The following is a 25,549-nucleotide window of genomic DNA, read 5'->3' on the forward strand; positions in this document are numbered from 1 at the left end:
CATCTGCTAGAATCTGCCCCGTTGCCGAATGCGGCGCGGCTCCCCCGGTGAGTTTCCCACGGTGAGACATGCGCCCCGGCCCGAGCAAGGAGATTTCGAGACATGATCAGCGTGACTGAACTGCGTAACGGCACGAAGGTGGAGATGGACGGCGGCCTGTGGGAGTGCCTGGACTACTCCCACCTCAAGATGGGACGTGGCGGTGCCAAAGTGGTGACCAAGTTCCGCAATATGGAGACCGGCTCGATTGTCGACCGCACCTTCAACTCCGGCGAGAAGTTGCAGGACATCTACGTGGAAGGCAAGAAGATGCAGTACCTATACAAGGACGGCCAGGACCACGTGTTCATGGACCTGGAGACCTATGACCAGGTGCATCTGCCCGGCAACCTCGTCGGCGACGCGGCCAAGTTCATGAAGGAGAACACCGATGTCGAGGTCCAGATGTACGGCGACAAGCCCCTCAAGATCACCCTGCCCAACCAGGTGATCCTGAAGATCGTGCGGACCGACCCCGGCGTGCGCGGCGATACCGTCTCGGGCGGCACCAAGCCCGCCACGCTGGAGACGGGGGCCGTCGTGCAGGTGCCCCTCTTCGTGGAGCAGGAGACCAACGTCAAGGTGGATACCCGCACGGGCGAGTACCTCAGCCGCGCCTAAATGAACCCCCGGAACGCCGCCCTTCCCCCTACCGGGAGGCGGCGTTTCCCTTTGCCATTAGACTCGGTGCATCTATGACGAGCGTTCGACTTCCAACAGGCTCCACACCTGGAGCCCGCGTCATGATAGGCAACGAGTTCTTGCCGGACTCACCACCCGAACCGACCACAGGAGGGCCTATGAATCCAGACGACCTCAAGAAGATTCTCGACGCCCTCAGCGCCGCCGATGTGCGCGAGTTCAGCCTCCAGACGGGCAGCTACACCCTCGACCTCAAGCGCGGGCCACAGGCTGGGATGGGCAATGGGGCCTCCACCTCGGCGAGCAGCGCGAGTTCCGCGCCGTCTCCTGCCTTCACCCCAGCCCCGGCGGCGACGAGTACGACCACGCCCGCTTCCTCCACGCCAGCCGAGACGACCGCGCCCACGCCTCCCGCTCCTACCGCCGAGCCAACCATTCCGGCAGCAGGTAGCCCGGCTCGCAGCGCCGGAACGCCCGTGAAGGCCCCCATCGTGGGCACCTTCTACACGGCCAGCAGCCCGGACGCCGCGCCCTACGTGAAGGTCGGCGACACGGTGCAGGCCGGGCAGGTGCTGTGCATCATCGAGGCGATGAAGCTGATGAACGAGATCGAGGCCGAGACGGGCGGCACCGTGCGCGAGATTCTGGTGAAGAACGCCGAGCCGGTGGAGTACGGGCAGACGCTGTTCATCATCGAGTGAGCGGTCAGCGGTCAGCGGTCAGCCATCAGCCGCCAGGGCTGAGGCTCCCGCTCCCCCTGACGGCTGAAAGCTGAGGGCTGAGAGCTGTGTTTAAGAAAATCCTGATCGCCAACCGGGGCGAGATCGCCCTGCGCGTCATCCGCACGGCGCGCGAGATGGGCGTGAAGACGGTCGTGGTGTATTCCACCGCCGACGAGAAGAGTCTGCCCGTGCTGCTCGCCGACGAGAGCGTGTGCGTGGGGCCGCCCGCCTCGAACGCCAGTTATCTCAATATCCCCAACATTCTCTCGGCGGCGCTGATGACGGGGGCCGAGGCCATCCACCCCGGCTACGGCTTCATGGCGGAGAACCCCGACTTCGCCGAGATGTGCCGCGAGCACGGCATCGTCTTCATCGGGCCGACGCCGGAGAGTATGCGGGCGCTGGGAAGCAAGGCGGGCGGGCGTCAGATCGCCGCCGAGAGCAACGTGCCCGTCGTGCCCGGCACAGGCGTGCTGGAGGACGTGGACGCGGCCCTGCTCGCCGCCAAGCAGATCGGCTACCCGGTGCTCCTCAAGGCGTCGGCGGGCGGGGGCGGGCGCGGGCAGAAGGTCGTGCGGACCCAGGACGAACTGCGGTCGGCCTTCGCGCAGGCGCAGGAGGAGGCGCGGCTGTATTTCGGGGACGCCGCCATCATCATGGAGAAGTTCCTGGAGGAGTTCCGGCATGTCGAGGTGCAGGTCATGGGCGACGGCCAGGGCCACGTCATCCACATCGGCGAGCGCGACTGCTCCATCCAGCGGCGCAACCAGAAACTCATCGAGGAGGCACCCTCCACACTGCCCGCCACCCTGAGGCAGGAGATTCTGGACGCGGGCGTGCGGCTCGCCAGGTTCGTCAACTACGCCGGGGCGGGCACCCTCGAATTCATCGTGGACCGCGACGGCCACTACTACTTCATGGAGATGAACACCCGCATTCAGGTCGAACACTGCGTCTCGGAGGAGATTTCGGGGCTGGACTTCGTGCGGCTGCAACTCCAGATCGCGGCGGGCGAGGGCCTCCCGCTCCGGCAGGAGGACATCGTGCTGCGTGGGCACGCCATCGAGTGCCGCATCAACGCCGAGGACCCCGACAAGGACTTCCGCCCGGCGGCGGGCAAGATCGAGGACATCCACTTCGCGGGCGGCCCCGGCGTGCGGGTGGACTCCCACGCTTACAGCGGCTACGTCATCCCGCCGCACTACGATTCGCTCATCGGCAAGCTGATCGTCCACCACGACAGCCGCGAGGGGGCCATCCTGAGAATGCGCCGGGCGCTGGAGGAGACCGTCATCCACGGCCCGAAGACCACCGTGCCGCTCTACATCAAGATCATGGACAACCCCTTCTACAAGCGGGGCGCGGTGATGACGAACTTCCTGAAGACACGGATGGAGATGTAACGGCCTGACACGCCCACTTCTTTCTACAACGACAAAAACACCCGGCCTCAAACCGGGTGTCTTCGCTGGTGTGGGTTTACTGGCCCGTGATGATGTTCTTGCCCGCCTTCTCGCGGTCCTCGATGACCTTACCGAGGATGAAGAACGTGGGCGGCCAGAAGCCGACGAACAGGGCGTCGCGCTCCTTCTCGCTCTCCTCGGTGGTGCTGGTTTTCGTGTTGCCCGACACAAAGTTCGCCGCCGAGGCGAGAATGGAGGCAAAGCCGAGGATGTACATGATGTTGGAGAGTTTCATGCGTGAACCTCTTTCTACAAGAACCGGGAGGGGAAAAACCGACGAAGCCGGACATAGCACCGAGTCTCAGAAACGCTCTGCCCGAACTGCCCCTGACTCTGCTGCGCCCCTCCCGTCTGAAAAGTAATCCTTCCCTCCTTCTGAAGGGGGCTTAAATCGCCGCTATGACGAACATGGAGGGAAGGTACAGCCAGGGTGAAAGTATGGCGCTTGCAGACCGCGATGAACGGCTGTCACAGCCTGCGGGGACGAGCTGGCCGTTCGGTCCCCTGCTCGGCGCGCTGGCCCTCTCCCCCACCGCCGACCTGCTGGGTGTGGGCGCTGGAGACGGGCGGGGGCTGAGGCTGCTCAGGGGTCGCGGGCATAGGGGTCGCCTGGCAGGGATAGACCCACAGCCGGGCAGGCCAGAGGTGGAACAAGGAGAGGCAGACGCTCTCCCCTTTGCCGACGCCTCCTTCGACGTGGTGGCGTTCTTGCGGGTATTGGGGCATCTGCGAGATGCGCGGGCGGCCCTGGCGGAAGCTTGGCGGGTCCTGCGGCCCGGCGGACGTGTGGTGCTGGCGGCGCACGGCGCGGACCACCTGCGGGAGACGTGGCGGGCGTTGGGGCAGGAAGGCCTGGGACCGGGACCGGAAGAGGCGTTGCGCTCGGCCCTCGCCGAGATGGGTTGGACCGCACGACGACTCGACCTTCGACTCCCCGTTACCCTCACGGCGGTGGATGCGGGCGTCGTCACATCCTACGGTTCAAACATCGACGTGCCGCAGACGGCCTTTCCCGTCGACGACACGTTGCATCTGGCGCTCTTTGTGGTTGTCAAACCTGCTTAACGGCTACTTGTCGAACTTCTCGTACCCGGCGGCGCTGCGGCGCTGGGCACCCCGCGCGTAGTCGAGCTGCATCTCGACGGTCTCGTGCTTGCCCTCCGTGAAGGTGGAGTCGTGAATCCAGTAGTTCAGGCGGTGGTCGCCGAGCTGGACCCAGAACTTGTGGGCGTCGTCGGGGTCGCGCCAGAAGACGACGTGCTCGTACTGGTTGCGTTGCGCCCAGGTCTGGACATCCGCGAGGACGCGGGCGGCCCTCGGGTGGGTCATCTCGAACTCGCTGCCGTCCTGTTCGTTGCGGAATCTGATCTCGGCCATACCATCCCCAGCGTACCCGATGCCCGCTGGACCGAGGTCAGGCATTTGGGTGAAGAGGGCTTCAGGACGCGCCTCTTCCCGGTCCTCACCTCCTGCTATCCTCCCGCCGATGCCCTCCCCGCGCCCCCTCAAGGTGACGACGACGAACGTGAACGGGCTGCGCGGTGCCATGAAAAAGGGGCTGCGCGACTGGGTGGCGCGCGAGCGGCCCGACGTGCTGCTGCTCCAGGAGGTCCGCGCCGACCCGCAGCCCGACGCGCTGGCGGACCTCGGCTATGCGGGCGCGTGGTTTCCCGCCCGGCGGCCCGGCTACAGCGGTGTGGCGCTCCTGAGCCTGCACCCCCTCGCGGATGTGCGCGTGGGCATGAACCACCCCGAGATGGACGACGAGGGCCGGGTTGTCAGCGCCGTCGTGGAGGGCGTGCGCTTCGTCAGCGTCTACCTGCCGAGCGGCAGCTCCGGCCCCGAGCGGCAGGGGTTCAAGGACCGCATCCTGGCCGACTATCAGGCGTGGACGGCAGCCACCCTCGCCGAAGGTCGGCCCCTCGTCATCGGCGGCGACTACAACGTCGCGCACCGGGAGATCGACCTCAAGAACTGGCGCTCCAACACGAGAAACAGCGGCTTTCTTCCCCACGAGCGGGCGTGGATGACCGCGCACCTCGCTTCCGGCCTGACCGACACCCACCGCGCGTGGCTCGGCGAGCGGGCGGAGTATACGTGGTGGAGCAACCGGGCGAACGCCTTCGCCAACGATGTCGGCTGGCGCATCGACTACCTGCTCGCAGCGGGCGTGGCCGTGCGGGACGTGGGCGTGGACCGGGGGGTGCGCTTCAGCGACCACGCGCCGCTGACGGGGATGGTGGAGGGGGCGGCCAGCTTCCAGCAGCCAGCTTCCAGCAAGGGACGGGAGAAATAGAACCCCAGCGCCCGCCCCGTCCGACCGTTCGGGAACTTTGCGGCGGCCTCTCCGGGCGAGTACACTGAGGGTCTTCCGCTCCCGGCCCATGCCGGTGGGTGTGCGGCGGCGAGGGGGTGAGGGGCGCAGTGGGAACCAAGGAGGATGTTCGGTCGCGGCTGAACATCGCGGAGGTCGTGGGCGAGTACGTGCGCCTCTCCCCCGCCGGGAAGGGCCGCCTCAAGGGCCTGTGTCCCTTTCACAAGGAGAAGAGTCCCAGCTTTCAGGTGGACACCGAGCAGGGCTACTTCTACTGCTTCGGCTGCAAGGCGGGCGGCGACGTGTTCTCCTTCGTGCAGCGGGCGGAGAACCTCTCGTTCGGCGACGCCCTCCGCAAGCTCGCGGAGAAGGCGGGCGTGCAGGTCGAGGCGAAGTACGGCGAGCGGTCGAGCCGCGACCTGTACGATGTGAACGCCTTCGCGCTGGAGTACTTCCGCGAGCACCTGCCCGGCCCGGCGCTGGACTACCTGCGGCGACGCGGGCTGACCGACGGGACCATCGAGAGCTTCGAGCTGGGCTACGCGCCCGAGGGCTGGGACGGCCTGCTGAAACGGGCGCGCAGCCGGGGCCTCGCCGAACGGCAATTGCTGGAGGCGGGCCTCCTCACCGAGAACCCGGAGTCGGGGCGGGTGTACGACCGCTTCCGGGCACGGGTGATGTTTCCCATCCGCGATCACCTGGGCCGCCTCGTGGGCTTCGGGGGACGGGTGCTCGACGACAGCAAGCCGAAGTACCTCAACACGCCGGAGACGGAGGCCTTCAAGAAGGGCGAGCTGCTGTACGGGCTGGACAAGGCGCGCGCGGGGCTGAGTGACGGGGCCGAACTCGTCGTGGTCGAGGGGTACATGGACGTGATCACCATGCACCAGCACGGCTTCACGGGGGCGGTGGCGAGCCTGGGCACGGCGCTGACCGCCGAACACGCTACCCTGCTGGAGCGGCTGGGGGCCACCCGCCTCACGCTGCTGTTCGACCGGGACGAGGCGGGGCTGCGGGCCACCCTTGCCGGGCTGGATCAGGTGCTGGGGGCGAAGTTCCGGGTGCGGGCCACGGGCGTGCCCAGCGGCAAGGACCCCGCCGACGCCCTGCTCGCCGGGGACGGGGCGGGGCTGCGCGCGGCGCTGGACGGCGGACTGGACGAGGTGGAGTACCGTGTGCAGGCGGCGGTCGAGGCGCACGGCCTGGGCACCACCGAGGGCAAACGCCGGGTGCTGATGGCCCTCCTCCCACGGATGCAGAACCTCGATCCGCTGGACGAGGGGGCGGAGCGGATGCGGACGCTGGCATGCCACACCCTCGGCATCCGGCCCGAGGCGCTGCTGGAGTGGATCGGCAGCAAGGCGCGGCGGCGCACCCTGACCGACACCCACCTCGCGGGCATGAGCGTGGCGCGCACCGAGGAGGACCGCGAACTCGCCCTCCTGCGTCAACTCCTCGTGGACCCCTCCCTGCTCGCCAAGCTCGACGGAACGACCCCGTGGCGCAACGAGGCGGTCCGCAAGGTCATGCTCGCCGCGCAGGGGGCGCGCAGCCCCGACGACATTCTGGAGGTCTTCCGGGGCCAGCCCGAGGAGCAGCTCCTGATCCGCCTGATGTTCGAGGGCCGCGACGCGGGCACCATCGGGCGCGAAAACAGCCATCAGTACGAGCAAAACGTGGGGGCCTACGCCGCCGCCGCCGTGGACGACATTCAGGTGGGGCTGAGCATCGATTCCCTGCGCGCCGAGGTGGACCTGCTCAAGCGCCAGGTCGCCGCCGCCGCCCCCGCCGAGCAGCTCGCCCTCCTGCGCCAGATCGGGGAGTTGCAGCGGGCCATCGAGGCGGAGAAGCGCGGGCGGCGGGCGCACGCCTGAAGCTCGTGACCCCACCCGCCCTCCCCGTCTGGGGCGTTCTCCTCGCGGCGGGCCGGAGCACCCGGATGGGACGGCCCAAACAGCTCCTCCTCCTGCGCGGCGTGCCCCTCGTGCGCCACGCGGCGGAGGCGCTGGCGGGCGGCGGCCACGACGGGCTGCTGGCGGTGCTGCCTCCCGGCGAGGTCGGGGCGGGCGTCCGCGCGGCGCTCGCCGACCTGCCCTTCGCGTTCGTGGTGAACCCCGACCCGGCACGCGGGCTGCTGGGGTCCTTCCGGGTCGCCGTGGAGGTCCTGCCGCCGGGCGTGGCCGGGGCCAATTTCGCGCTCGCGGACATGCCGCTCGTCACGGCGGGGATGCACGCGGCGCTGCTGGCGGCCTTTCGGGAGACGACCGCGCCCGCCGTCCTCGCCCGGTACGGAGATGGGAAGCAAGGGCAGGAGGCGGTGCGCGCCCCACCCCACCTCCTGCGCGCCGACCTGCTCGCCGGAGTGCCCGGCCTCCCCGACGCCGACCACGGCCCCCGCGCCCTGCTGCGCGCCCACGAGACCGAGAGCGTGACCCTGACCTTCCCCGCCGCCCACCTTCTCGACGTGGACACGCCGGGGGCGCTGGCGCGCGCCGAGGCGTGGCTGGCCGGGGACGGGCCGCCTTCCAGTGACAACACGGCGTCCTGACCGGAGCCGCTACGGCCCGCGCGCAAGGGCCGCCGCCCGCCCGATCTGCTCGTCGCCAGGGCGAACGCCCGTGTAGAGCACGAACTGTTCCACCGCCTGCAAGACGGCGACCTCTGCCCCGGTGATCACCCGCCTGCCGAGCTGTCGGGCGTAACGGATGAGGGGCGTCTCCGGCGGGAGGGCCACCACGTCGAAGACGGTCCGTGCCCGCGCGATGGTCTCCGGTGGGAAGGCCAGCTCGTCCGCCTCCGGGCCGCCTGCCATGCCGATGGGGGTGACGTTGACGAGGAGATCGGCCTCAATGCCGTCGAGACTGGGGTGCCACGCGAACCCACATGCCTCCGCCAGCACCCGCCCGGCCCCTTCGTTCCGGGCGAGGATGGTGCCCGAACGAAAGCCCGCGTCCCGCAGCGCGTACGCCACCGCCTTCGCCATCCCGCCGCTTCCCCGCAGGAGGAAGGTGGAGGTGGTGGGCACGCCTTCCAACAGCTTCGATACCGCGATGTAGTCGGTGTTGTAGGCGCGCAGATACCCGTCGTTATTCACGATGGTGTTCACCGAGCCGATGACGGCGGCGGAGGGGTCGAGTTCGTCGAGGAACTGGATGCACGCCTCCTTGAAGGGCATAGAGACCGCGCAGCCCCGGATGCCCAACGCGCGGACGCCACCGATAGCCGCCCGCAGATCGGTCGTCGTGAACGCCTTGTAGACGTAATCGAGGCCCAGCTCCTCGTACAGCGCGTTGTGGAAGCGGGTGCCGAAATTGCCGGGGCGGCCCGCCAGCGATATGCACAGCCGGGTATCCCTGCCGATTCTCGGTTTCAACTCGGCCTCGATTTCAACACAGCCTCACGCGGGGACCGGGGAGGCAGGTTCCCCCAGCCCCAGCATCACGTCCAGATTCTGCACTGCCGCGCCGCTCGCCCCCTTGCCGAGGTTGTCGAGCCGGGCGGCCAGGACGGCCCGCGCCCCGTCCGCGCTGGGGTAGACGAAGAGTTCCATGTCGTTCGTGCCGTTGAGCGCCTGAGGATCGAGGATGGCGGGATTCTCGGCCTGAGCGGCGACGCGCACGTACCGCCCACCCGCGTAATGGTCGCTGAGCGCCTCGTGGAGCCGGGCGGCGGACACGCCCAGGGCCTCCAGGTGCAGCGGGATGGTCACGGTCATCCCCTGTGCCCACGCGCCCACGTTCGGGGTGAAGATCGGCGTGCGGGTCAGGCCGCCGTAGCGCATCATCTCGGGCAGGTGCTTGTGGTCGAGGTTCAGGCCATAGCTCAGGTACGCGCCGCGCATGGGATGGGGCTGGTCCTTCTCGTGCGCGTCCACGAGCGCCCGCCCGCCGCCCGAGTATCCGCTGAAGCCCTGGATGTTCACAGGATGGTCCGCCGGAAGCAGCCCCGCTGCCGTCAGGGGCGCGAGCAGGGCGATGGCCCCCGTGCTGTAGCAGCCGGGATTGCTCACCCGCCGCGCCGTGCGGATGCGCCCCGGTTGCCCCGCGTCCAGCTCGGGGAAGCCGAAAACCCAGCCCTCTGCAACCCGGTGCGCCGTACTCGCGTCGAGCAGGCGGGCGTTCGGGTTCGTGGTGAGTTGAACGGCCTCGCGCGCCGCGTCGTCGTGCAGGCACAGGATGGAGAGGTCGGCGGCGTTCAGGAGTTCGGCCCGCGCCTCCGGGTCCTTGCGCCGCGCGGGGTCGATGCTCAGGAGTTCGAGGTCGGGGCGGCCCGCGAGCCGCTGGCGGATGTGCAGGCCCGTGGTTCCGGCCTCGCCGTCGATGAAGATTGTGGGGGTCATGAAACGAGATTCTCCTGGGGATGCCTGGCTCGCCACTCACGCGCCAGCAGGCCGTGGATGGCATCGTCAGCCCACCCGCCCCGGTGAAGGTAACTTTCCAGGGTGGTGCCCTCGTGCCGGAATCCAGCGCGGGCGAGGAGCGCGGCAGCGCGGCGATTGCGGGGATCGACGCTGGCGTAGACGCGGTGCAGGGCGAGTGCCCCGAACAGGTGTGCGATCAGCAGGTTCAGCCCTTCTGCGGCTAGGCCGTACCCCTGCGCGTGAGGAGCGAGCGTGATGCCGACTTCGGCCTGCTGACCCGCACCCCGTACGGCAAGGTCGCCCAGCAGCGCCCCGGTGTCCGCGTCCGCCAGGGCCAGTTGCGTCCAGCCGTCCTGTCCTGGGGTCCGACCATCCATCGTGTGGATCAATGCCTCAGCCGCCGCCAGCGGGTAAGGCAAGGGCCAGCCCTGATACCGGGCCACCTCCGGGTCGTTGCGGTACGCGGTCAGCGCGGGCGCGTCAGCCGAGATCAGGGGGCGCAGGACAACGCGGCTCATGCTCGTCAGCTTACCAGCGGGGCCTCGCCCCTCCCAGCAGGTGGTACAGCAGCGCCTTTTGCGCGTGCAGGCGGTTCTCGGCCTGATCGAACACGCGGGACTTGGGGTGCTCGGTCGCCTCCGGCACCGTCTCCTCGCCGTAATGGGCGGGCAGGCAGTGAAGGAAGATGCCGTGCGGGGCGATGGTCTCCAGCATCTCCGGCGTGACCTGATAACCCCGGAAGGCGCGGCGGCGGATGTCGGCCTCGGCCTCCTGCCCCATGCTGATCCACACGTCGGTGTACAGCACGTCGGCACCCTCCACGGCGGAGAGGTCATGGGTGAGGGTGACGCCCACGCCCGCCTTCACCGCATCCATGAGGACGCCCGCGTTCGGCTCGTAACCGACCGGGGTCACGATGGTCACGTCGGTCCCCGTCAGGATGCCCATGTGGATGTGGCTGTTGGCGAGGTTGTTGCCGTCGCCGATGTACACGACCCGCCGCCCGGCGAGATGGGTACCGAACTCCCCCTCGATGGTCTGGTAGTCCGCGAGGAGTTGCGCGGGGTGCAGCATGTCGCTCAGCCCGTTGATGACGGGAATGGAGGCATGGTCGGCGAGTTCCTGCAACGTCTGCTGGAGGTAGACGCGGCCCATCACGCCGTCCACCCAGCGCTCGAGGTTGCGCGCCACGTCGGGGACGCGCTCGCGGGTGCCGAGGCCGATCTCCGCGTTGGAGAGGGTGATCGCGTGCCCGCCGAGCTGGTACATGCCCACGTCGAAGGTCGTGCGCGTCCGCAGGCTCGCCTTCTCGAACACGAGGGCGAGGCTCAGGCCGGACAGGGGCTTGACGTTGCGCCACTCGCCCCGGCGCATGGAGTGGGCGGTGTCCAGCACGGCGCGCAACTCGGCGGGCGTCATGTCCAGATTGCTCAGGAAGTCGCGCCCGGCGAGGACGGGGGCGGGCAGCGTCTCCGGGGTGAGGAGCGCAGGATTATTCACCGGGACTGAGTTGGGCACGGGCGGCGTTTGCCCCATGCCTCCTGTCGTCTCGGTTTCCTGAGCGGTCAGGGCGGCCTTCGTCATAGAGAGGAAGTATACGCGGCGGGTGAGAAAAGATGCAGGCGGAGGCAGGCCAGGGGTCAACTCCCAGCCCGCCTCTGGAAATTGGGGAGGGAACTAGGGAATGCGCTTTGTCACGAAGGCGTCGAGCTTGCCCCTCTGGACGTACCCCGGCAGGGGCTGCAATGTGAAGCCAGTCAGGAAGATATTGCCTGTCTTGCCCACCGAAACCGCTCCCACATTCCCCGGCCCGCCCAGGTCCAGGGTCTGGAGCAGTGTGCCGTCCGGGGTGTACTTGAGGACCGAGGTCTCGGCGGCGAGGGGGACGACGTTGAAGGTCCGAGCGAGGAAAACGTTCCCCGCCGAGTCGAGCGCAAGACTACCGACATCGTTGCCGGGCGTTCCCGGCTGACGCGTCCAGAGCGCCACTCCGTCACGGCTGTACTTGCGCACGTAGGCGTCGAGACCGCCGCCCGCGCTCGTCTGTCCCGGAAGCGCCCGGTCAAAGTTGATGCGGCCCGCGACGAAGACGTTCCCGGCTGCATCCACTTCCAGGTCGTTGACGCTATCGTCCAGCATGGGGAGGCCGGACGGGTAGGAATAGGTGGGGTCCAGGGCGGAGCCGTCGGGCGTGTGACTCCCGAACTGCCGGGTCCAGATCACCTCACCGAAGGCCGTGAACTTGCTCACGAAGACGCCGCTGCCTCCCTCCACGGCAGCGCCGGGTAAGACGCCGCTGGTATTTCCTGCAACGAAGACGTGTCCCTCCGCGTCCACGTCGACGGCCCACGCCACATCGAAGTCCCCCGTCCCGAACTGCCGGGTCCAGACTTCGGTCCCGTTCGCCGTGTATTTCCGCACAAAGCCGTCGTAGCCCCCAAGATTGGTCTGTCCCGGCAAGCTCCCCGACGTCACCCCCACGACGTAGACATTCCCCACGGCGTCGAGGCTGACATCTTTCAATTCCTCCCTGGCAGTTGTCCCGAACTGCCGGGTCCAGACCTCAGTTCCGTTCGCCGTGTACTTCCGCACAAAGGCGTCAAACCCACCCTGCGAGGTCTGACCGGACAGACCCCAGGAGGTGAACCCGGCGACGTAGCTGTTTCCTGCTGCATCCACGGCGATTCCCCCGACGGCCTCCTCTCCCTCACCTCCGAACTGCCGGGTCCACACCTCCTGCCCCTGTGCGTTGACCTTCCGCACGAAGACGTCGTTGAATCCCGTCCTTGTCTGACCGGGGAAGGTCCCCTCAGCGGTCCCCGCAACGTAGGCATTGTCGCTCGCGTCCACCGCGATGTCCTGCCCCCGGTCCCAATGCTCTGTACCGAATTGGACAGCATACCCGGTCGTCTGACTTGCCACGGGTTCGATGACGAGGTAGTCGACCACGGCGTTGCGGTCCCTGCCCGGCCCCTCGTAGTGGTCGTTGAGGAAGCGGAACACCAACGTCTGCCCCGGCTGCACCTCGAACTCCCCAAACGTCCGCAGGTCGTACGTCGCCGTGTCCAGCGTCGCGGTCGCCAGCCGTCGCCAGTGGCGGTCGAGCAAGGCCACGGTGGGCCAGCCCTGGTAGGCCTCGCCCCGTCCCCGGAAGCGGACGGTGTAGCGCCCGGCGGGGAGGGAGGCGGGGACGGTGAAGTTCACGGCGTCGTTGGTGCCCCACAGGGCGACGGCGCGGCCCCCGCTGGCGGCGGGGTCGGAGATGCCGCGCCCGCCGCTGATGGGGTCGGACACCGCCTGCCCGCTGACCTGGGCGGTGACGTCCGGCTCGATGCTCCCCTCCTCCGCCTCCAGGTGAAAACCTCCTCCCGTCCCGGATATAGGGAGAGACGCCTGCTGACTGCATCCGAGCAGCGCGGCACCCAGGAGCAGGACTCCGGCGCGGCGGGTGAGCGGGGATGAGACAATGGAACGACGCCGGATTCTCCCGACCATATGTTCTCCTTGACGATCTCTGAGATATGTTGAGCTTCCTCATTTTAGACACATTGTGAAAAACCTCATGCCGCACATCGAGCAGGACGTCCATTCATTAAGGAGAGATGAGCGTAGGAGGTGGCGACCGGCGTCCCCTTCCCTCCCCTACCCTGTCCCCCATGCTGACGGCCCTAGTGCTGGGACTTCCGGCGGACGACAATGCGCTGTGGGTGACGGCGGACACCGGGCAGGGGCGGACGCGGCTGCTGCTGGACTGTGGGGCGCGGACGCTGGACGCGCTGCCCTTCGCGGAGGTGCGGGCGGTGAATCACGTCCTGTTCTCGCACCTGCACATGGACCATGTGGCGGGCTTCGACGCCCTCTTCCGGGCCACCTTCGACCTGCCGGGGCGGGAGAACCACGTGTGGGGGCCACCCGGCACGGCGCGCATCCTCTCTCACCGTTTCCGGGGGTACTGGTGGAACCACGCGCCGGAGTTGCGCGGCACGTGGCGCGTGCATGACGTGAATGCCGAGGAAATCCGCACCTTCCGCTTCGAGCTGCACGAGGCGTTCGAGGTCGCGCACGAGGAGGGCACGCGACCACACGCCGGGCCGCTCTTCACCACCTCCGAGGCCAGCGTGGAGGCCATTTCACTTCAACATCAGGGCGTCTGCCTCGGCTACGTCGTCCGCGAGCCGGAGCGCGTGAGCGTGGACACGGCGCAACTGGCGGCGCTGGAGCTGAGGGGGGGACCGTGGCTCGCCGCGCTGAAGGCGGGGGCGACGGGGACGCTGGACGTTCACGGCACTCAGCACGACGCGAAGGAGTTGCGCTCCCTCCTGCTGCGCCGGGAACAGGGCGGCAGCCTCGCCTACCTGACGGACTTCCGGCTGGACGCCGCCGAACTCGCCCGCCTCACGCCCCTCCTCGCGGGCGTGGACACCCTCTACGCCGAGGCGCAGTACCTCCCGGAGGATGCCGACCTCGCGCGGCGCAACGACCACACGACCGCCGACGCGGTGGCGACGTTGGCAAATGCGGCAGGAGTGCGGGACCTCTGCCTGCTCCACCTCTCGCGCCGCTACCGGGCTGAGCGGTGGCCGGAGTTCCTGCAAACGGCACGCGCGGTCTTCCCGGCGACCCGTTTTCCGTCGGGGTGGGTGGGAGGTGAGGGATAAGCGGTCAGCTCTCAGCCGTGAGCGAGAAGGGCAAGCGGGGCTTGCCACCCCCACCCGGCCTCCTTCACAAGAGGCACAAAGATCGTGTTCCTCGCTTGGTTGGGAAAAGTCGAGCGTCTTTGCCAACACTCAAAAACGGCCAGAAGTCAGCAGCCAAACGCCTTCTCCTTCACCCACGCCCCAGCCCCAAGTCAGGACGCCGCCCATCCCGTACCCTATCCCCCATGACTGCCCCCCTCTTCGACTCTCACATGCATACGCCGCTGTGCGGGCACGCGACGGGCACGCCACGCGAGTACGCTCAGGCCGCCCTCGATGCGGGGCTTTCCGGCGTGTGCTTCACCGACCACATCCCCATGCCCGCGTGGTACGACGCGCCGTGGCGGATGCGGCGGGACCAGCTCGGGGAGTACGTGGAGGCCGTGCTGGAGGCCCGCGCCGAGTTTGGGGGACGGCTGGAGGTACGCCTGGGGCTGGAGGCCGACTTTCACCCCGGCACCGAGCGGTACGTGGCGGGAGTGCTGGACACCTACGACTGGGACTATGTGATCGGCTCCGTCCACTACATCGGCGCGTGGGGCTTCGACAACCCCGAGTACGTGGCCGAGTACGGGGAGCGGGACCTCGGTGCCCTGTACCGCCACTACTACGCGCTCGTGGAGGGGGCGGCACGCTCCGGGCTGTTCGACGCCATCGGGCACCTCGACCTTCCCAAGAAGTTCGGGCACCGCGACCCCGACGGCTACGCGGCCCTGCACGCCCTCGATGTGGTGGCCGAGCGCGGGCTGTCGCTGGACTTCAACACGGCGGGGTGGCGCAAGCCCGTGGCCGAGGCGTACCCCGCCCCCGACCTCACCCGCGCCGCCGCCGAGCGCGGCATTACCTTCGTCCTCGGCAGCGACGCGCACCGGCCCGAGGAGGTCGGCTTCCACTTTACGGATGCGATTAAGCAGCTTCATGACGTGGACGGGCGCATCGTGACCTATGCGGGCAGGACGCGGCATGGCTGACCTGAGCCGCAAGAACTTCACGGGCGTCCTCAAGACCACCGCCGACCTCCTCGACCTGCTGGGGCAGGAGGTCTTCCGCGCCAATGCCTACCGGGGCGCGGCGCGCAGTCTGGAAGCGCTGGACGCGGACGCCGCCGAACTCGTCGCGTCGGGCTTCGCGGGGGTACCGAAGGTCGGAAAGAGCATCGCCGCCGAACTCGTCACCTACGCCGAGACGGGCCTCTTCGAGCCGCTGGAGGACGCCGCGAGCCAGGTGCCGCCCGGCGTGCTGGGCTTATTTCGGGTGCGCGGGCTGGGGCCGAAGAAAATCCGGCTGCTGTGGGACGCGGGCATCGACTCGCTCGAAACGTTGCGTGAGGCGGCGAGGGACGGGCGGGTGGCAGGTCTCAAGGGCTTCGGGAGCAAGAGCGCGGCGAGCATCCTGGAGGCGGTGGAGTTCGCGCTGGCGGCGCAGGAGCGCCAGCACCTCAGCACCGGGCTGGACGTGGCGCAGGCCCTGGCCGCGCGGCTGGCCGACCTGGACGCCCGCGTATCGGGGGACGCCCGGCGCGGCCTGGACACCGTGCGCGCCGCCCGCGTGACGGTCACGGGCACGGCGGAGGACGTGACGGCCCGCCTCGCCGGGTGGGTGGAGGGGCTGGCCCCCGTGGACCCCAAGCCTCTACTGTCAGGCCGGGTGGACGGCGTGCCCGTGGAAGTCGCCTACAGTCCGGCGGAGGTACGCGGGGCGCTCGACCTGATGATGGGCGGGAGTACCGAGTACCGCGAGGCGTTACGGTCCGAGGCCATGTCAAAGGGCTTCGACCTCAGCGGGCGCGGGTTGAAACGGGGCGGTCAGCTCATCCCCACCCCGACCGAGGAGGACGTGGCCCGCGAACTCGCCCTCACCCTGCGCCCGCCCGAGTACCGCGAGCCGGAACACGACGCGATCTGGGAGACCCTGCCGCATCCCGACGAACTCGTCACCGATGCCGACATCCGGGGAATGCTGCACACCCACTCGCTCTGGTCGGACGGGGCCGCGACCGTGCGCGAGATGGCCGAGGAGGCGGTGCGCCGGGGCCGCGCCTTCCTGGGCACGGGCGACCACTCCCGCGCCGCGCACTACGCGAACGGCCTGAGCGTCGAGCGCCTGCGCGCCCACATCCGCGAGGTCCGCGAGTTGCAATCGGCGGGCCTGCCCGTCCTCGCCGGGTCCGAGGTGGACATCCTGGAGGACGGCTCGCTCGACTACCCGGACGAGGAGTTAGCGAACCTCGATTACGTCGTCGCCAGCGTCCACAGCCTCTTCACCCTCGACGCGGGGCGGCAGACCGAGCGCCTCATCCGCGCCGCCTCCCACCCCCTCGTCACCATCCTGGGCCACCCGACGGGCCGCCTCCTCCTGCGCCGCCCCGGCTACGCGCTGGACCTGGACGCCGTGCTGGCCGCGTGCGAGCAGCATGGAACGGTGGTGGAGATCAACGCCAACGCCTACCGCCTCGACCTCGACTGGCGCGAGGCGTTGCGCTGGCGTGACCGCCTGACCTTCGCCATCAACACCGACGCGCACGTCCCCGCCGGGCTGGGCGACACCCGCTTCGGCGTCCTCATCGCGCGCAAGGCGGGCCTGACGCCGGGCCGCGTGGTGAACACGCTGGGACAGGCGGAATTTCTGGAGTTCGTGCAGAGGCAGCGGGCGGGGCGGGGGTAGGGAGAGGGCAAGCGTTGCTTGCTCCCCCCCTCCCAACCTCCCCCACGAGGGGGGAGGGGCAACAGATTGCTTGTGGGGATTGGGAGGTGGAGTCGTCACGTCGCCCCCTCCCCCCGGCCCTCTCCCACGGGGGAGAGGGAGAAAAGCTGCTTGTGCTTTCGCCTCCCAAAACCGTCACTCTCGACGCCCAATCCTCGCCCATAAGCCGACGCCCCATTCCACCACCACGTCGGCTCGCGGAGCTCCCTGGGTGGGCCTTCCAAATAGACCGCAACAAGATCAAACGTTGCCACGCTGAGAACTCGACCACGGGGGCGGCCCACAGGCCCTTTGCCTAGCGCAGCGCCACTCCCCCTCCCCCCAGAGGGGGCAGGGGGCTGGGGGGAGGGGGCAAATCGAAGCAAGACCCCCAGCCCCCCAACTCCCATCACTCAAACCCCACCCGCCCCGGCTCCGGCAACCGATACGCGATCACCGCACTGGGAAGCAGCAGCGTCAGGCTGACGAGCGCCGCCGTCGTCGGACTCGTCACGTCCGCCAGCGCCCCGACGAGGAAGATCAGCAAACCCGCGAAGCCCCACGAGAACCCCATCATGATGCTGCTCGCCACGGCCACATGCCCCGGCGCGTACTCCTGCGCGGCGACCACGCCCACCGGAACGCTCGCGTTGACGGCGGCCCCGACGAGGAACGTGAGCGGATAGAACCACCACGAGGCCGGGCTGGACAGGATTAGCAGCGCGAAGAACGGGATGGTGGTCAGGATGGCGGCCCGCAACACCGGAACCCGCCCGTAGCGGTCGCTCGCCCGCCCGCCGACGATGCCACCCACGGCGCTGGCGACGGCGTACACGGCGAGCGTGATGCCAACCTCCCGCGCCCCGAAGCCCCGCGCGAGCAGGATGAAGGGGAGCATGGCGTTGTAGCCCATGCTGGCGAGCGACCGCAGCACGGCCATCGCCCACAGCGACACGAGCGGCCCCCGAAAGATGCGGGCGTATTCGGCGAGACTGACCCGCCGACCGGACGACCGCCCCGATGGGGTGACGGCGAAGGTGATGGCGGCAACCACGGCACCGATCAGGGCGAACCACGGCAGATGCGTCAGCCCGACGCCCGCGAAGACGGGACCCAGCGCCATGCCGCCCGTTCCACCCGCGCTAAATAAGCTGGCCCACAGCCCACGCTTTTCCGCCGGACTGTTCAGCGCGACGTAGGCCGCCCCCGCCGGGTGGAAAAAGCCGCTCCCGAAACCCGCGACGGCCACGAGCAGCACGAGCGCCCCGAACCACGGCACGAAGCCCATCATGGTCAGGCCCAGTCCGGTCATCAGGGGGCCGAGGGCGGCGGCGTAGCGGCGGTCCAGCCGCTCGCCCACGATGCCGAGGAGGGGTTGCAGGACGCTGCTCGTCAGGCTGTAGACGCTGGAGAGCAGGGTGACGGCGGCGATGCTGACCCCGTACTTGCTTTGCAGCGCGGGCGTCAGCGGCGTGAGCATCGCCCCGTAGGCGTCGTTGATGAAGTGCCCCGCCGTGACCGCCACGGCGACGGCGGTGGCGTGGCGGGTGGCGGTGTGCGCGGCGGTCGCTTGCATGAGGTCCACCCTACGCCCCCGTTCCTCCGGGGCGTCCAGCAGGGCGGGCCGGAGCCTTCCCTCTGTCGGCCCCTCCCCCCGAATTGTGAAGTTCTTCCCACCCGGCGGGGGGATCACGCCCGCGCCCCCCAGCCGCTACGCTGGGGGCATGGTCGCCTCGTTCCGGCAAGAGATCGCCGCCGTCCTCCCCTCCGAGGAGCGGTTGCGCCTCCGGCTCGTGGAGCTGCCCGAGCGACAGTGGGTGGCGCTGGCCGGGGTCTTCGCGGCGGGTCTGCCCGAACTCGATGCGGTCGTCACCCTGCCCGGCGCGGTCCCCCTCGCGCGGGCACTCGCGCAGGCACGGGGCCTTCCGCTGCTGGAGGCGCACCTCCCCGGCGACGTGAACGCGTGGCTTCCCACCATCCCGCCCAGCGGCGAGGTCGTCCTCGTCACCGAACACCTGGCGGGCGGTGCCCCCGAGTTGGAGGCCGTCGCCCACGTCACCGCCCACGGGCTGCGGGTCGTGGCCGTCGCGGCGGCGGTGGAGCGCACGAGCGCCGGGGCACGCAGCCGCCTGGAGACGCAGGGCGTGCGCGTGTATGCCGCCCTCCAACTTGCCGACACGCCGGGCGGGCTGGTCTTCGAGCGCCGCGCGCCGAGGCGCTGGCGGGAGAGGCACAGGTAGGACAGGGGTCAGGGGTTGGTGGTCTTCACGTAGGCCCGGAGCGCCCGTTCCTCGGCGGGGATGCGGATGAGGAGCAGGAGGGCGGCGTTGAGCAGCGTGAAGGCGAGCGCCGTGCGCCACGCGCCGACCGCGAGCGGGGCGGAGGCGAGTTCCAGCGCGACGACCGCGTAGTTCGGGTGACGGATGAACCGGAAGGGGCCGCCCGTGACCCGTTCCCCGCCGGGCACGATCAGGATGCGGGTGTTCCAGTAGCGCCCGAGCGTGCGGATGACCCAGTAACGGAGCGGTTGCGCGAGCACGAACAGGACGAGGGCGGGGAGGTTGACCTGTCCGGCGGAGCGGCGGCCCTCCAGCAGCGTGCTCACCATCCACGCCGGGTGCAGCACGAAGAAGAGGGGGTAGTGTTCGCGCCCCTCCTCCACAGCACCGTGGTCGCGTGCCCAGCGTTCGTTGGCGCGGGCCACCCGCAGCTCCAGAAGGCGCTGGACGGTCAGGAAGGCGAGGAGGAGGGGGGCGAGGGTGCGGGCCTTCATCCCCCCGAGCTTAGAGCGGAACGCCCCCGGCCTTCTGGCTTCCACCCTCCACCCCCGGCTGTAACACACGAGTAACGTCCCTCCCCTACACTGCCCCCGAACATGAAAACAATGCTTCTGACGGGCGTTCTGCTCGCGCTGTCCGGCGCGGGCGCGGTAAAGGTCGGCGTGCTGCTTCCTCTCTCGGGCGCGGGCAGCGTTTCCGGGCAGGCGGCCCGCAACGGCTACCTGCTCGCGCTGGACGAGATCAACAAGGCCGGGGGCGTTCTCGGCAAGCCCCTGGAGGTGGAATTCGCCGACGACGGCTCCTCGCCCGCGAAGGCCGTGCCGGAGTTCGTCAAGCTCGTGACGGTGGACAGGGTGGACTTCATGGCGGGCGGCGTGAGCAGCGCCACCTCCATCGCCATCAGCGGTCCGGCCAAGCAGTACGGCACCTTCATGGCGTGGATCGGCGCGGCGGCGGTGCCCGTGGAGGACGCCTTCGCCGACCACCCGTACTTCTTCCACTACCACCCGTGGTCGTACTACAACTTCGAGGCGATCCTCGGCTACTTCAAGACGCTCAAGACCCAGAAAAAGGCCAGGAACATCGCCATCGCCTACGAGGACGGCCCCTTCGGCAGCGCGGGCATCAATGACACCGTGGCCGCGTTCAAGAAGGCGGGCTTCAACGTCGTGATGACCGAGAAGTTCAAGACGGGCAGCGGCAGCTTCGGCCCCCTGATCAGCAAGGCGAAGGCCGCGCGGCCCGACATCTTCTACTGGGTGGGCTACGACACCGACGCCCTGCCGCTCGCCACCGAGATCAAGCAGCAGAACCTGCAAGTCGGCCTCGTGTATGGCACGCCGCCCTCGTGGCCCGTGGGCTTCGAGAAGAACAACCTGTCGGACAACATCGCGGGCCTGAGCCTGTGGCTGCCCGCCAGCCCGCAGGCCGAGAGCCGCAAGTTCGTCGCCGCCTACCGCAAGCGGTTCGGCAACGTCACCGAGGAATACTTCGCGCCGCTCGCCTACGTGAACCTCAAGACGCTCGCCGCCGCCATTAACGTGGCCGGAAGCACCGACAAGGAGAAGGTGGCCGCCGCCCTCGCCGCGACGAACACGCCCACCCCCTTCGGCCCCCTGACCTTCTCCAAGAGCAACAAGACCCAGTACCAGGGCTTCAAGGCGGGCAACTGGCTGCACTTCCAGTTCCTCGGCGAGGGCCGGGTGCCGGTGTTCCCGATCAAGTTCGCGCAAAAGCCGATGGTGTGGAGCAAGTAAGCCATCAGCGGTCAGCTCTAGCATGGTTTCGCTGATCGCTGAAAGCTGAGAGCCGACCGCTCCAATGGGCCGCACCGCTTCCGGGTGGGCGGCCCCTGACGTTCGGACACAGAGAGGACTGGAGATGCCCGTCAATTCAAGGATGGTCCCGACCGCGCGCCTCCAGACGCATGTGCTGGAACGGCCCGCGTTGGGCACGGCGCGGCGGCGGGTGCTGCTGGTTCACGGCAACGTGTCGAGCGGGGCCTGCTTCCGCGAGGTGCTGGAGGCCTTGCCGGACGACCTGCACGCGGTCGCGCCCGACCTGCGCGGCTACGGGGGGAGTGAGGCGGCCCCCGTGGACGCCACGCGCGGATTGCGCGACTGGTCGGACGACCTGACGGCGCTGCTGGATGCGCTGGGCTGGGCGGACGCCGACCTGCTGGGCTGGAGCCTCGGCGGCGGGGTGGTGATGAACGTGGCCGTGGACCACCCGGAGCGGGTGCGCTCGCTGACGCTGGTCGCGCCGATCAGCCCCTTCGGGTTCGGGGGCACGCACGGGCCGGAGGGCACACCGAACGCGCCGGACTTCGCGGGGTCGGGGGGCGGCACGGTGAACGCGGCGTTCGTGGCGGCGGTGGCGGCGGGCGACCGCTCGGACGCGCCGGGCAGCCCGCGCGACGTGCTGCGGAAGTATTACGTCAACCCGCAGACCCTCACCCCGTCGCCGGGGCAGGAGGAAGAGTGGCTCTCCGCCATGCTTGCCACCCGCACGGGCGACGACCACTACCCCGGCGACCTCACGCCGAGCGGGCACTGGCCGAACGTCGCGCCGGGTACGCGGGGCGTGGCGAACGCCTTCAGCCCGAAATATCTGAACCTGAGCGCCTTCGCTGACCTCCAGCCGCCGCCGCCCGTGCTGTGGGTGCGCGGGGACGCCGACGCCATCGTGGGGGACGCGAGCCTGTTCGACCTCGCGCAGCTCGGGGCGCTGGGCGTGGTGCCCGGCTGGCCCGGCGCGGACACCTGCCCGCCCCAGCCCATGCTGGCGCAGACGCGCGCCCTGCTGGAGCGGGGACGGGCGAACGGCGGCACCTTCCGCGAGGTCGTGCTGCCCGGCGTGGGCCACTCCCCCTTTCTGGAGGCACCGGACGCCTTTGTAACCGCCCTCACCGAACATCTGCGAGAGGAGCCGCACCCCTAGATGGACCTTTTTCTGCAAACCCTCCTGAACGGCCTGCTGCAAAGCGGCATCTACGCCCTCGTCGCGTCGGGGCTGGCGCTGGCGGTCGGCGTGGTCGGCATCGTGAACTTCGCGCACGGCGAGTTCCTGATGATCGGTGCCTTCCTGGCCTGGGGCCTGAGCGCGTACCTCGGCGTCGATCCCCTCGTGTCGCTGCCGCTCGCCGCCGTCGCCGTCTTCGCGGTTGGGGCGCTGACCTACCGGGTGAGCATCCGCCATGTTCTCCTCGCGCCCGAACTCAACCAGATGCTCCTGACCTTCGGGCTGGGCATCCTGCTGCAAAACCTCGCGCTGATGTGGCTGGGCGGCAACACGCGCACGGTCACGACGCCGTACCAGGCGAGTTCGATCAGCCTGGGCGAACTCAGCGTGGGTGGGCCGAAGCTGATCGCCTTCGGCTTCGCCGCCGCCATCCTCGCCGGGCTGTACGCCATGCTCTACCGCACGAACCTGGGTCGCCAGATGCGCGCGGTCGCGCAGAATCGCCGGGGGTCGCAGCTCATCGGCATCAACGTGGACCGGGTGTACCTCATCGCCTTCGGGGTGGCGTGCGGGCTGGCGGCGGTGGCGGGCGTGCTCGTCGCCGTGCTGCTCTTCGCGTCGCCGACGGTGGGGCTGGTGTTCGCGCTGAAGGCGTTCGCCATCATCGTCATGGCGGGGCTGGGCAACCTGACGGGCGTGCTGTGGGCGTCGGTGGTCCTCGGCGTGTCGGAGGCCCTCGTGCAAACTTACGTGCCGGGCGGCGGCGGCTGGAGCGACGCGGTGTTCTTCCTGCTGATCTTCGCCACGCTGGTGTTCCGTTCGTTCCGGGGAGCACGGTGACTCGGCAGGTTGGGAGCCGGGCCGCCGAACTCACGCGGGCCGTGGTCCGCCGTCCCGAGTTCACCGAGCGGGCGTTCGTGCCGCTGGGCCTGTTCTTCCTCCTCGCGCTCGCCTTCCCCTTCCTGCCGCTCGGGATGCGGGCGGAATATCTGCTCCAGATCGCCTTTTTCACGGTGGTCGCCGGGATTCTGGCGCTGTCGTGGGACATCCTGGCGCGCAGTGGTCAGGTGAGCCTCGCGCACGCCGCCTTCTACGGACTGGGGGCCTACGGTTTCGCGCTGCTCGGCAAGGTCGTGCCCTGGTTCGTGGCGATGCCCCTCGCGGCGCTGATGGCGGGATTGATCAGCCTGATCCTCGGGGCCGTCACCATGCGCCTGAGCGGGATGTACTTCGCCATCGCCACACTCGCCTTCACGGAGGTCGTGCGGACGATCATCCAGAACCTGCCCGAGTCGGTGGCGGGCGGCGCGAACGGGCTGCTCGTCCCGGCGCTGCTGGGCGGGAACGCGCGGGCGCAGTATTTCCTCGCCCTCGTCGTCCTGCTCGTCACGGTGGGGGTGAGCCTCGCGGTGCGCTTCACGCGGCTGCATCACGCCTTCGCGGCGATCCGGCAGGGCGAGGAGACGGCGCGCGTCCTCGGCGTCAGCATCGTGCGGTACAAGTTGCTCGCCTTTTTCATCTCGTCGTTCCTGGCGGCGCTCGGCGGAGTGCTGTTCGCGGGCAAGACCTTTTTCATCAATCCGCTGGAGACCTTCAGCCTCGCCAACTCCATCGCGCCGCTGACGACCTCCATCTTCGGGGGGCTGTACACCACGCTCGGCCCGGTGCTGGGGGCGACGGTGCTGCGGGTGGCGGAGGAGATGCTGCACAACTACGTCAAGAACGGCTACCTCGTCGTGTACGGGCTGGTGCTGATGCTGAGCATCCTCTGGCTGCCACGCGGATTGATGGGGCTGTTCAAGAAGGGGAAGCAGGGGGGGGACCTGTGACGGCGGTGGCGGCCAGCGGCCAGCAGCCAGCGGCCAGCAGATCGGAGGTCGTCCTGCGCGCCGAGGGGCTGAGCAAGCGGTTCGGGGGGTTGCTCGCCGTGCAGAACGTGAGTTTCACGCAGTACGCGGGCGAGATTCTGGCGGTGATCGGGCCGAACGGGGCGGGCAAGACGACGCTGCTCAACCTGCTGTCGGGCGTGTACCGGCCCTCCTCGGGGCGGCTGCACCTGCTCGGGCGTGACGTGACGGACGCGAACATGGAGGCGCGGTGTCACGCCGGACTGGGCCGGGCCTTCCAGATCGTGCGGCCCTTTCCAGAGATGACCGTTCACGAGAACGTGACGGTGGGGGCGCTGTTCGGCAAGCGGGGGATGCGGCTGCCGGAGGCCCGCGCCCGCGCCTACGATCTGCTGGAGCGCACGGGCCTCGCCGCGCACGCCGACAAGGCCGCGCACGAGCTGACGCTGTTGCAGGACAAGCGGCTGGAGGTCGCCCGCGCGCTCGCCACCCAGCCCAGCGTCCTGCTGCTGGACGAGGTGATGGCCGGACTCCGCCCCGCCGAGGCGCAGGAGGCCGTGGCGCTCGTCCGGGGTGTGCGCGACAGCGGCGTGAGCGTCCTCTTCATCGAACACATCATGCCCGTGGTGCGCGACCTCGCCGACCGGGTGGTCGTGATGGACCAGGGGCAGGTGCTGGCAGAAGGCACCTACCGCGAGGTGACGGCGAACCCGCAGGTCGTGGCCGCGTATTTAGGGACGGAAGAGGGGCTACACGCATGACCGCGACTCAGGGCACTCAACCTGCCTCCCGCACGCCGGGACAAGACCTCGTGATCGAACACCTCGCCGCCGGGTACGGCAAGGTGCAGGTGCTGTGGGACGTGAGCCTGCACGCCCGGCCCGGCGAGTTCGTCGCCGTCATCGGGGCGAACGGGGCGGGCAAGACGACCACCCTGCGCGCGGTGAGCGGCGTGGTGCGGCCCACGGGCGGGCGAATCGTCCTCGGCGGGCGGGACATCACGCGCTCGGCCCCGTCGCAGATCGTCGGGCTGGGCCTCGGCCACGTCCCCGAGGGCCGCGAACTCTTCCCGCTGATGACGGTGCGCGAGAACCTGGAACTCGGGGCCGCCCTCCGCGCCGAGGCCCGCGCGGTGCAGGCACAGACGCTGGAGCACGTCTACACCCTCTTCCCCCGGTTGCGCGAGCGGCAGGGACAGCTCGCGGGCACCCTCTCCGGCGGCGAGCAGCAGATGGTGGCGGTGGGCCGCGCCCTGATGGGCCGCCCGAGCGTCCTCGTGGTGGACGAACCCAGTCTGGGCCTCTCACCGCTGATGACGCAGACCGTCTTCGAAGCTCTGAAGGCCGTGAATGCCGAGGGCGTGACCGTCCTCCTCGTGGAGCAGAACGTGGGCCTGAGCCTCAAGCTCGCCGACCGCGCCTACGTGCTGGAAAACGGGCAGGTCGTGAACGAGGGGACGGGGACGGCGCTGCTGGCGGACCCGAAGGTGCGGGAGGCGTACCTGGCGCTGTAGACAGAGGGCAGACTTGCAGGAGGTTGGGGG

The 25,549-nt window shown here is 69.2% G+C and carries 26 protein-coding genes; 17 read left to right on the forward strand and 9 right to left on the reverse strand.

Features of this window, described 5'->3' with window-relative positions; all coding sequences use genetic code 11:
* Positions 1-102 precede the first annotated feature (102 nt).
* From efp to accC, 3 genes are all read left to right on the forward strand, one after another.
* Positions 103-660: an elongation factor P gene (gene efp / locus V3W47_RS16305; protein ID WP_331826283.1), complete on the forward strand. Its 558-nt coding sequence runs from the start codon at positions 103-105 to the stop codon at positions 658-660.
* A gap of 179 nt (positions 661-839) precedes the next feature.
* Positions 840-1,382 carry an acetyl-CoA carboxylase biotin carboxyl carrier protein gene (gene accB / locus V3W47_RS16310; RefSeq protein ID WP_331826284.1) on the forward strand — a complete coding sequence of 181 codons (543 nt, stop codon included), beginning with the start codon at positions 840-842 and terminating at the stop codon, positions 1,380-1,382.
* An 86-nt stretch (positions 1,383-1,468) separates the two neighbouring features.
* Positions 1,469-2,806, forward strand: a complete 1,338-nt coding sequence (gene accC / locus V3W47_RS16315) for an acetyl-CoA carboxylase biotin carboxylase subunit (protein WP_331826285.1) — start codon at positions 1,469-1,471, stop codon at positions 2,804-2,806.
* Positions 2,807-2,882: 76 nt separating this feature from the next.
* Here accC and V3W47_RS16320 read toward each other — a convergent pair whose 3' ends face one another.
* A complete protein-coding gene (locus tag V3W47_RS16320) occupies positions 2,883-3,101 on the reverse strand; it encodes a hypothetical protein (RefSeq protein ID WP_331826286.1) in 219 nt (72 codons plus the stop codon).
* Between the two features lie 203 nt (positions 3,102-3,304).
* Here V3W47_RS16320 and V3W47_RS16325 point away from each other — a divergent pair, with 203 nt between their 5' ends.
* A complete protein-coding gene (locus tag V3W47_RS16325; protein WP_331826287.1) occupies positions 3,305-3,931 on the forward strand; it encodes a class I SAM-dependent methyltransferase in 627 nt (208 codons plus the stop codon).
* Positions 3,932-3,934: 3 nt separating this feature from the next.
* On the opposite strand, the gene V3W47_RS16330 is transcribed toward V3W47_RS16325, so the two are convergent.
* Positions 3,935-4,243: a hypothetical protein gene (locus V3W47_RS16330; protein ID WP_331826288.1), complete on the reverse strand. Its 309-nt coding sequence runs from the start codon at positions 4,241-4,243 to the stop codon at positions 3,935-3,937.
* A 109-nt stretch (positions 4,244-4,352) separates the two neighbouring features.
* Between V3W47_RS16330 and V3W47_RS16335 the strand changes: the two genes are divergently transcribed.
* The 3 genes from V3W47_RS16335 (at position 4,353) to V3W47_RS16345 (ending at position 7,728) form a co-directional block, all read left to right on the forward strand.
* Entirely contained in the window at positions 4,353-5,162 is an 810-nt protein-coding gene (locus V3W47_RS16335) for an exodeoxyribonuclease III (RefSeq protein ID WP_331826289.1), read from the forward strand.
* A 128-nt stretch (positions 5,163-5,290) separates the two neighbouring features.
* On the forward strand, positions 5,291-7,054 hold the full coding sequence (gene dnaG / locus V3W47_RS16340) for a DNA primase (RefSeq protein WP_331826290.1): 1,764 nt from the start codon (positions 5,291-5,293) through the stop codon (positions 7,052-7,054).
* Positions 7,055-7,059: 5 nt separating this feature from the next.
* Positions 7,060-7,728, forward strand: coding sequence for a nucleotidyltransferase family protein (locus V3W47_RS16345; RefSeq protein WP_331826291.1), 669 nt, complete (start codon positions 7,060-7,062; stop codon positions 7,726-7,728).
* A gap of 9 nt (positions 7,729-7,737) precedes the next feature.
* Here the strand turns inward: V3W47_RS16345 and V3W47_RS16350 are convergent, their stop codons facing one another.
* The 5 genes from V3W47_RS16350 to V3W47_RS16370 form a co-directional block, all read right to left on the reverse strand.
* Positions 7,738-8,553, reverse strand: coding sequence for a shikimate 5-dehydrogenase (locus V3W47_RS16350; protein WP_331826292.1), 816 nt, complete (start codon positions 8,551-8,553; stop codon positions 7,738-7,740).
* Positions 8,554-8,577: 24 nt separating this feature from the next.
* A complete protein-coding gene (gene argC / locus V3W47_RS16355) occupies positions 8,578-9,519 on the reverse strand; it encodes an N-acetyl-gamma-glutamyl-phosphate reductase (RefSeq protein WP_331826293.1) in 942 nt (313 codons plus the stop codon).
* The gene (locus tag V3W47_RS16360; RefSeq protein ID WP_331826294.1) at positions 9,516-10,058 is read right to left on the reverse strand and encodes a GNAT family N-acetyltransferase; all 543 of its coding nucleotides are present in this window, start codon (positions 10,056-10,058) and stop codon (positions 9,516-9,518) included. Before V3W47_RS16360 ends, argC begins: the two co-directional genes overlap by 4 nt.
* Positions 10,059-10,068: 10 nt before the next feature.
* Positions 10,069-11,124, reverse strand: a complete 1,056-nt coding sequence (gene argF / locus V3W47_RS16365; protein ID WP_331826295.1) for an ornithine carbamoyltransferase — start codon at positions 11,122-11,124, stop codon at positions 10,069-10,071.
* 93 nt (positions 11,125-11,217) lie between these two features.
* Positions 11,218-13,035 carry an SBBP repeat-containing protein gene (locus V3W47_RS16370; RefSeq protein ID WP_331826296.1) on the reverse strand — a complete coding sequence of 606 codons (1,818 nt, stop codon included), beginning with the start codon at positions 13,033-13,035 and terminating at the stop codon, positions 11,218-11,220.
* Positions 13,036-13,196: 161 nt separating this feature from the next.
* Here V3W47_RS16370 and V3W47_RS16375 point away from each other — a divergent pair, with 161 nt between their 5' ends.
* The 3 genes from V3W47_RS16375 (at position 13,197) to V3W47_RS16385 (ending at position 16,901) form a co-directional block, all read left to right on the forward strand.
* Entirely contained in the window at positions 13,197-14,198 is a 1,002-nt protein-coding gene (locus tag V3W47_RS16375; protein WP_331826297.1) for an MBL fold metallo-hydrolase, read from the forward strand.
* A gap of 224 nt (positions 14,199-14,422) precedes the next feature.
* Entirely contained in the window at positions 14,423-15,208 is a 786-nt protein-coding gene (locus V3W47_RS16380; protein ID WP_331826298.1) for a histidinol-phosphatase HisJ family protein, read from the forward strand.
* Entirely contained in the window at positions 15,201-16,901 is a 1,701-nt protein-coding gene (locus tag V3W47_RS16385; RefSeq protein ID WP_331826299.1) for a helix-hairpin-helix domain-containing protein, read from the forward strand. The genes V3W47_RS16380 and V3W47_RS16385 overlap by 8 nt, the downstream gene beginning before the upstream one ends.
* 427 nt (positions 16,902-17,328) lie before the next feature.
* Here the strand turns inward: V3W47_RS16385 and V3W47_RS16390 are convergent, their stop codons facing one another.
* Positions 17,329-18,495, reverse strand: a complete 1,167-nt coding sequence (locus V3W47_RS16390) for an MFS transporter (protein ID WP_331826300.1) — start codon at positions 18,493-18,495, stop codon at positions 17,329-17,331.
* A gap of 148 nt (positions 18,496-18,643) precedes the next feature.
* Here V3W47_RS16390 and V3W47_RS16395 point away from each other — a divergent pair, with 148 nt between their 5' ends.
* Complete coding sequence (locus tag V3W47_RS16395) at positions 18,644-19,159, forward strand: hypothetical protein (RefSeq protein WP_331826301.1); 516 nt, start codon at positions 18,644-18,646, stop codon at positions 19,157-19,159.
* Positions 19,160-19,167: 8 nt separating this feature from the next.
* Here V3W47_RS16395 and V3W47_RS16400 read toward each other — a convergent pair whose 3' ends face one another.
* Entirely contained in the window at positions 19,168-19,692 is a 525-nt protein-coding gene (locus V3W47_RS16400) for an isoprenylcysteine carboxyl methyltransferase family protein (protein ID WP_331826302.1), read from the reverse strand.
* Between the two features lie 102 nt (positions 19,693-19,794).
* Between V3W47_RS16400 and V3W47_RS16405 the strand changes: the two genes are divergently transcribed.
* The 6 genes from V3W47_RS16405 (at position 19,795) to V3W47_RS16430 (ending at position 25,519) form a co-directional block, all read left to right on the forward strand.
* Positions 19,795-20,955, forward strand: a complete 1,161-nt coding sequence (locus V3W47_RS16405) for an ABC transporter substrate-binding protein (RefSeq protein WP_331826303.1) — start codon at positions 19,795-19,797, stop codon at positions 20,953-20,955.
* 124 nt (positions 20,956-21,079) lie between these two features.
* On the forward strand, positions 21,080-22,138 hold the full coding sequence (locus V3W47_RS16410) for an alpha/beta fold hydrolase (protein ID WP_331826304.1): 1,059 nt from the start codon (positions 21,080-21,082) through the stop codon (positions 22,136-22,138).
* Complete coding sequence (locus tag V3W47_RS16415) at positions 22,139-22,999, forward strand: branched-chain amino acid ABC transporter permease (protein WP_331826305.1); 861 nt, start codon at positions 22,139-22,141, stop codon at positions 22,997-22,999. It begins immediately after the preceding gene.
* On the forward strand, positions 22,996-23,988 hold the full coding sequence (locus tag V3W47_RS16420; RefSeq protein ID WP_331826306.1) for a branched-chain amino acid ABC transporter permease: 993 nt from the start codon (positions 22,996-22,998) through the stop codon (positions 23,986-23,988). The genes V3W47_RS16415 and V3W47_RS16420 overlap by 4 nt, the downstream gene beginning before the upstream one ends.
* On the forward strand, positions 23,985-24,767 hold the full coding sequence (locus V3W47_RS16425; protein WP_331826307.1) for an ABC transporter ATP-binding protein: 783 nt from the start codon (positions 23,985-23,987) through the stop codon (positions 24,765-24,767). The genes V3W47_RS16420 and V3W47_RS16425 overlap by 4 nt, the downstream gene beginning before the upstream one ends.
* The gene (locus V3W47_RS16430; RefSeq protein WP_331826308.1) at positions 24,764-25,519 is read left to right on the forward strand and encodes an ABC transporter ATP-binding protein; all 756 of its coding nucleotides are present in this window, start codon (positions 24,764-24,766) and stop codon (positions 25,517-25,519) included. The genes V3W47_RS16425 and V3W47_RS16430 overlap by 4 nt, the downstream gene beginning before the upstream one ends.
* Positions 25,520-25,549 lie beyond the last annotated feature (30 nt).

Origin of the sequence: Deinococcus sp. YIM 134068, from assembly GCF_036543075.1 — a bacterium.
Taxonomy (GTDB): domain Bacteria; phylum Deinococcota; class Deinococci; order Deinococcales; family Deinococcaceae; genus Deinococcus; species Deinococcus lichenicola.

Bases quoted from the DNA above. Each gene is read 5' to 3' on its own strand.
- efp (WP_331826283.1), top strand. From the start codon at position 103: ATGATCAGCGTGACTGAACTGCGTAACGGCACGAAGGTGGAGATGGAC.
- accB (WP_331826284.1), top strand. From the start codon at position 840: ATGAATCCAGACGACCTCAAGAAGATTCTCGACGCCCTCAGCGCCGCC.
- V3W47_RS16320 (WP_331826286.1), bottom strand. From the start codon at position 3,101: ATGAAACTCTCCAACATCATGTACATCCTCGGCTTTGCCTCCATTCTC.
- V3W47_RS16325 (WP_331826287.1), top strand. From the start codon at position 3,305: ATGGCGCTTGCAGACCGCGATGAACGGCTGTCACAGCCTGCGGGGACG.
- V3W47_RS16330 (WP_331826288.1), bottom strand. From the start codon at position 4,243: ATGGCCGAGATCAGATTCCGCAACGAACAGGACGGCAGCGAGTTCGAG.
- V3W47_RS16335 (WP_331826289.1), top strand. From the start codon at position 4,353: ATGCCCTCCCCGCGCCCCCTCAAGGTGACGACGACGAACGTGAACGGG.
- argC (WP_331826293.1), bottom strand. From the start codon at position 9,519: ATGACCCCCACAATCTTCATCGACGGCGAGGCCGGAACCACGGGCCTG.
- V3W47_RS16360 (WP_331826294.1), bottom strand. From the start codon at position 10,058: ATGAGCCGCGTTGTCCTGCGCCCCCTGATCTCGGCTGACGCGCCCGCG.
- argF (WP_331826295.1), bottom strand. From the start codon at position 11,124: ATGACGAAGGCCGCCCTGACCGCTCAGGAAACCGAGACGACAGGAGGC.
- V3W47_RS16370 (WP_331826296.1), bottom strand. From the start codon at position 13,035: ATGGTCGGGAGAATCCGGCGTCGTTCCATTGTCTCATCCCCGCTCACC.
- V3W47_RS16375 (WP_331826297.1), top strand. From the start codon at position 13,197: ATGCTGACGGCCCTAGTGCTGGGACTTCCGGCGGACGACAATGCGCTG.
- V3W47_RS16380 (WP_331826298.1), top strand. From the start codon at position 14,423: ATGACTGCCCCCCTCTTCGACTCTCACATGCATACGCCGCTGTGCGGG.
- V3W47_RS16385 (WP_331826299.1), top strand. From the start codon at position 15,201: ATGGCTGACCTGAGCCGCAAGAACTTCACGGGCGTCCTCAAGACCACC.
- V3W47_RS16390 (WP_331826300.1), bottom strand. From the start codon at position 18,495: ATGCAAGCGACCGCCGCGCACACCGCCACCCGCCACGCCACCGCCGTC.
- V3W47_RS16395 (WP_331826301.1), top strand. From the start codon at position 18,644: ATGGTCGCCTCGTTCCGGCAAGAGATCGCCGCCGTCCTCCCCTCCGAG.
- V3W47_RS16400 (WP_331826302.1), bottom strand. From the start codon at position 19,692: ATGAAGGCCCGCACCCTCGCCCCCCTCCTCCTCGCCTTCCTGACCGTC.
- V3W47_RS16405 (WP_331826303.1), top strand. From the start codon at position 19,795: ATGAAAACAATGCTTCTGACGGGCGTTCTGCTCGCGCTGTCCGGCGCG.
- V3W47_RS16410 (WP_331826304.1), top strand. From the start codon at position 21,080: ATGCCCGTCAATTCAAGGATGGTCCCGACCGCGCGCCTCCAGACGCAT.
- V3W47_RS16415 (WP_331826305.1), top strand. From the start codon at position 22,139: ATGGACCTTTTTCTGCAAACCCTCCTGAACGGCCTGCTGCAAAGCGGC.
- V3W47_RS16430 (WP_331826308.1), top strand. From the start codon at position 24,764: ATGACCGCGACTCAGGGCACTCAACCTGCCTCCCGCACGCCGGGACAA.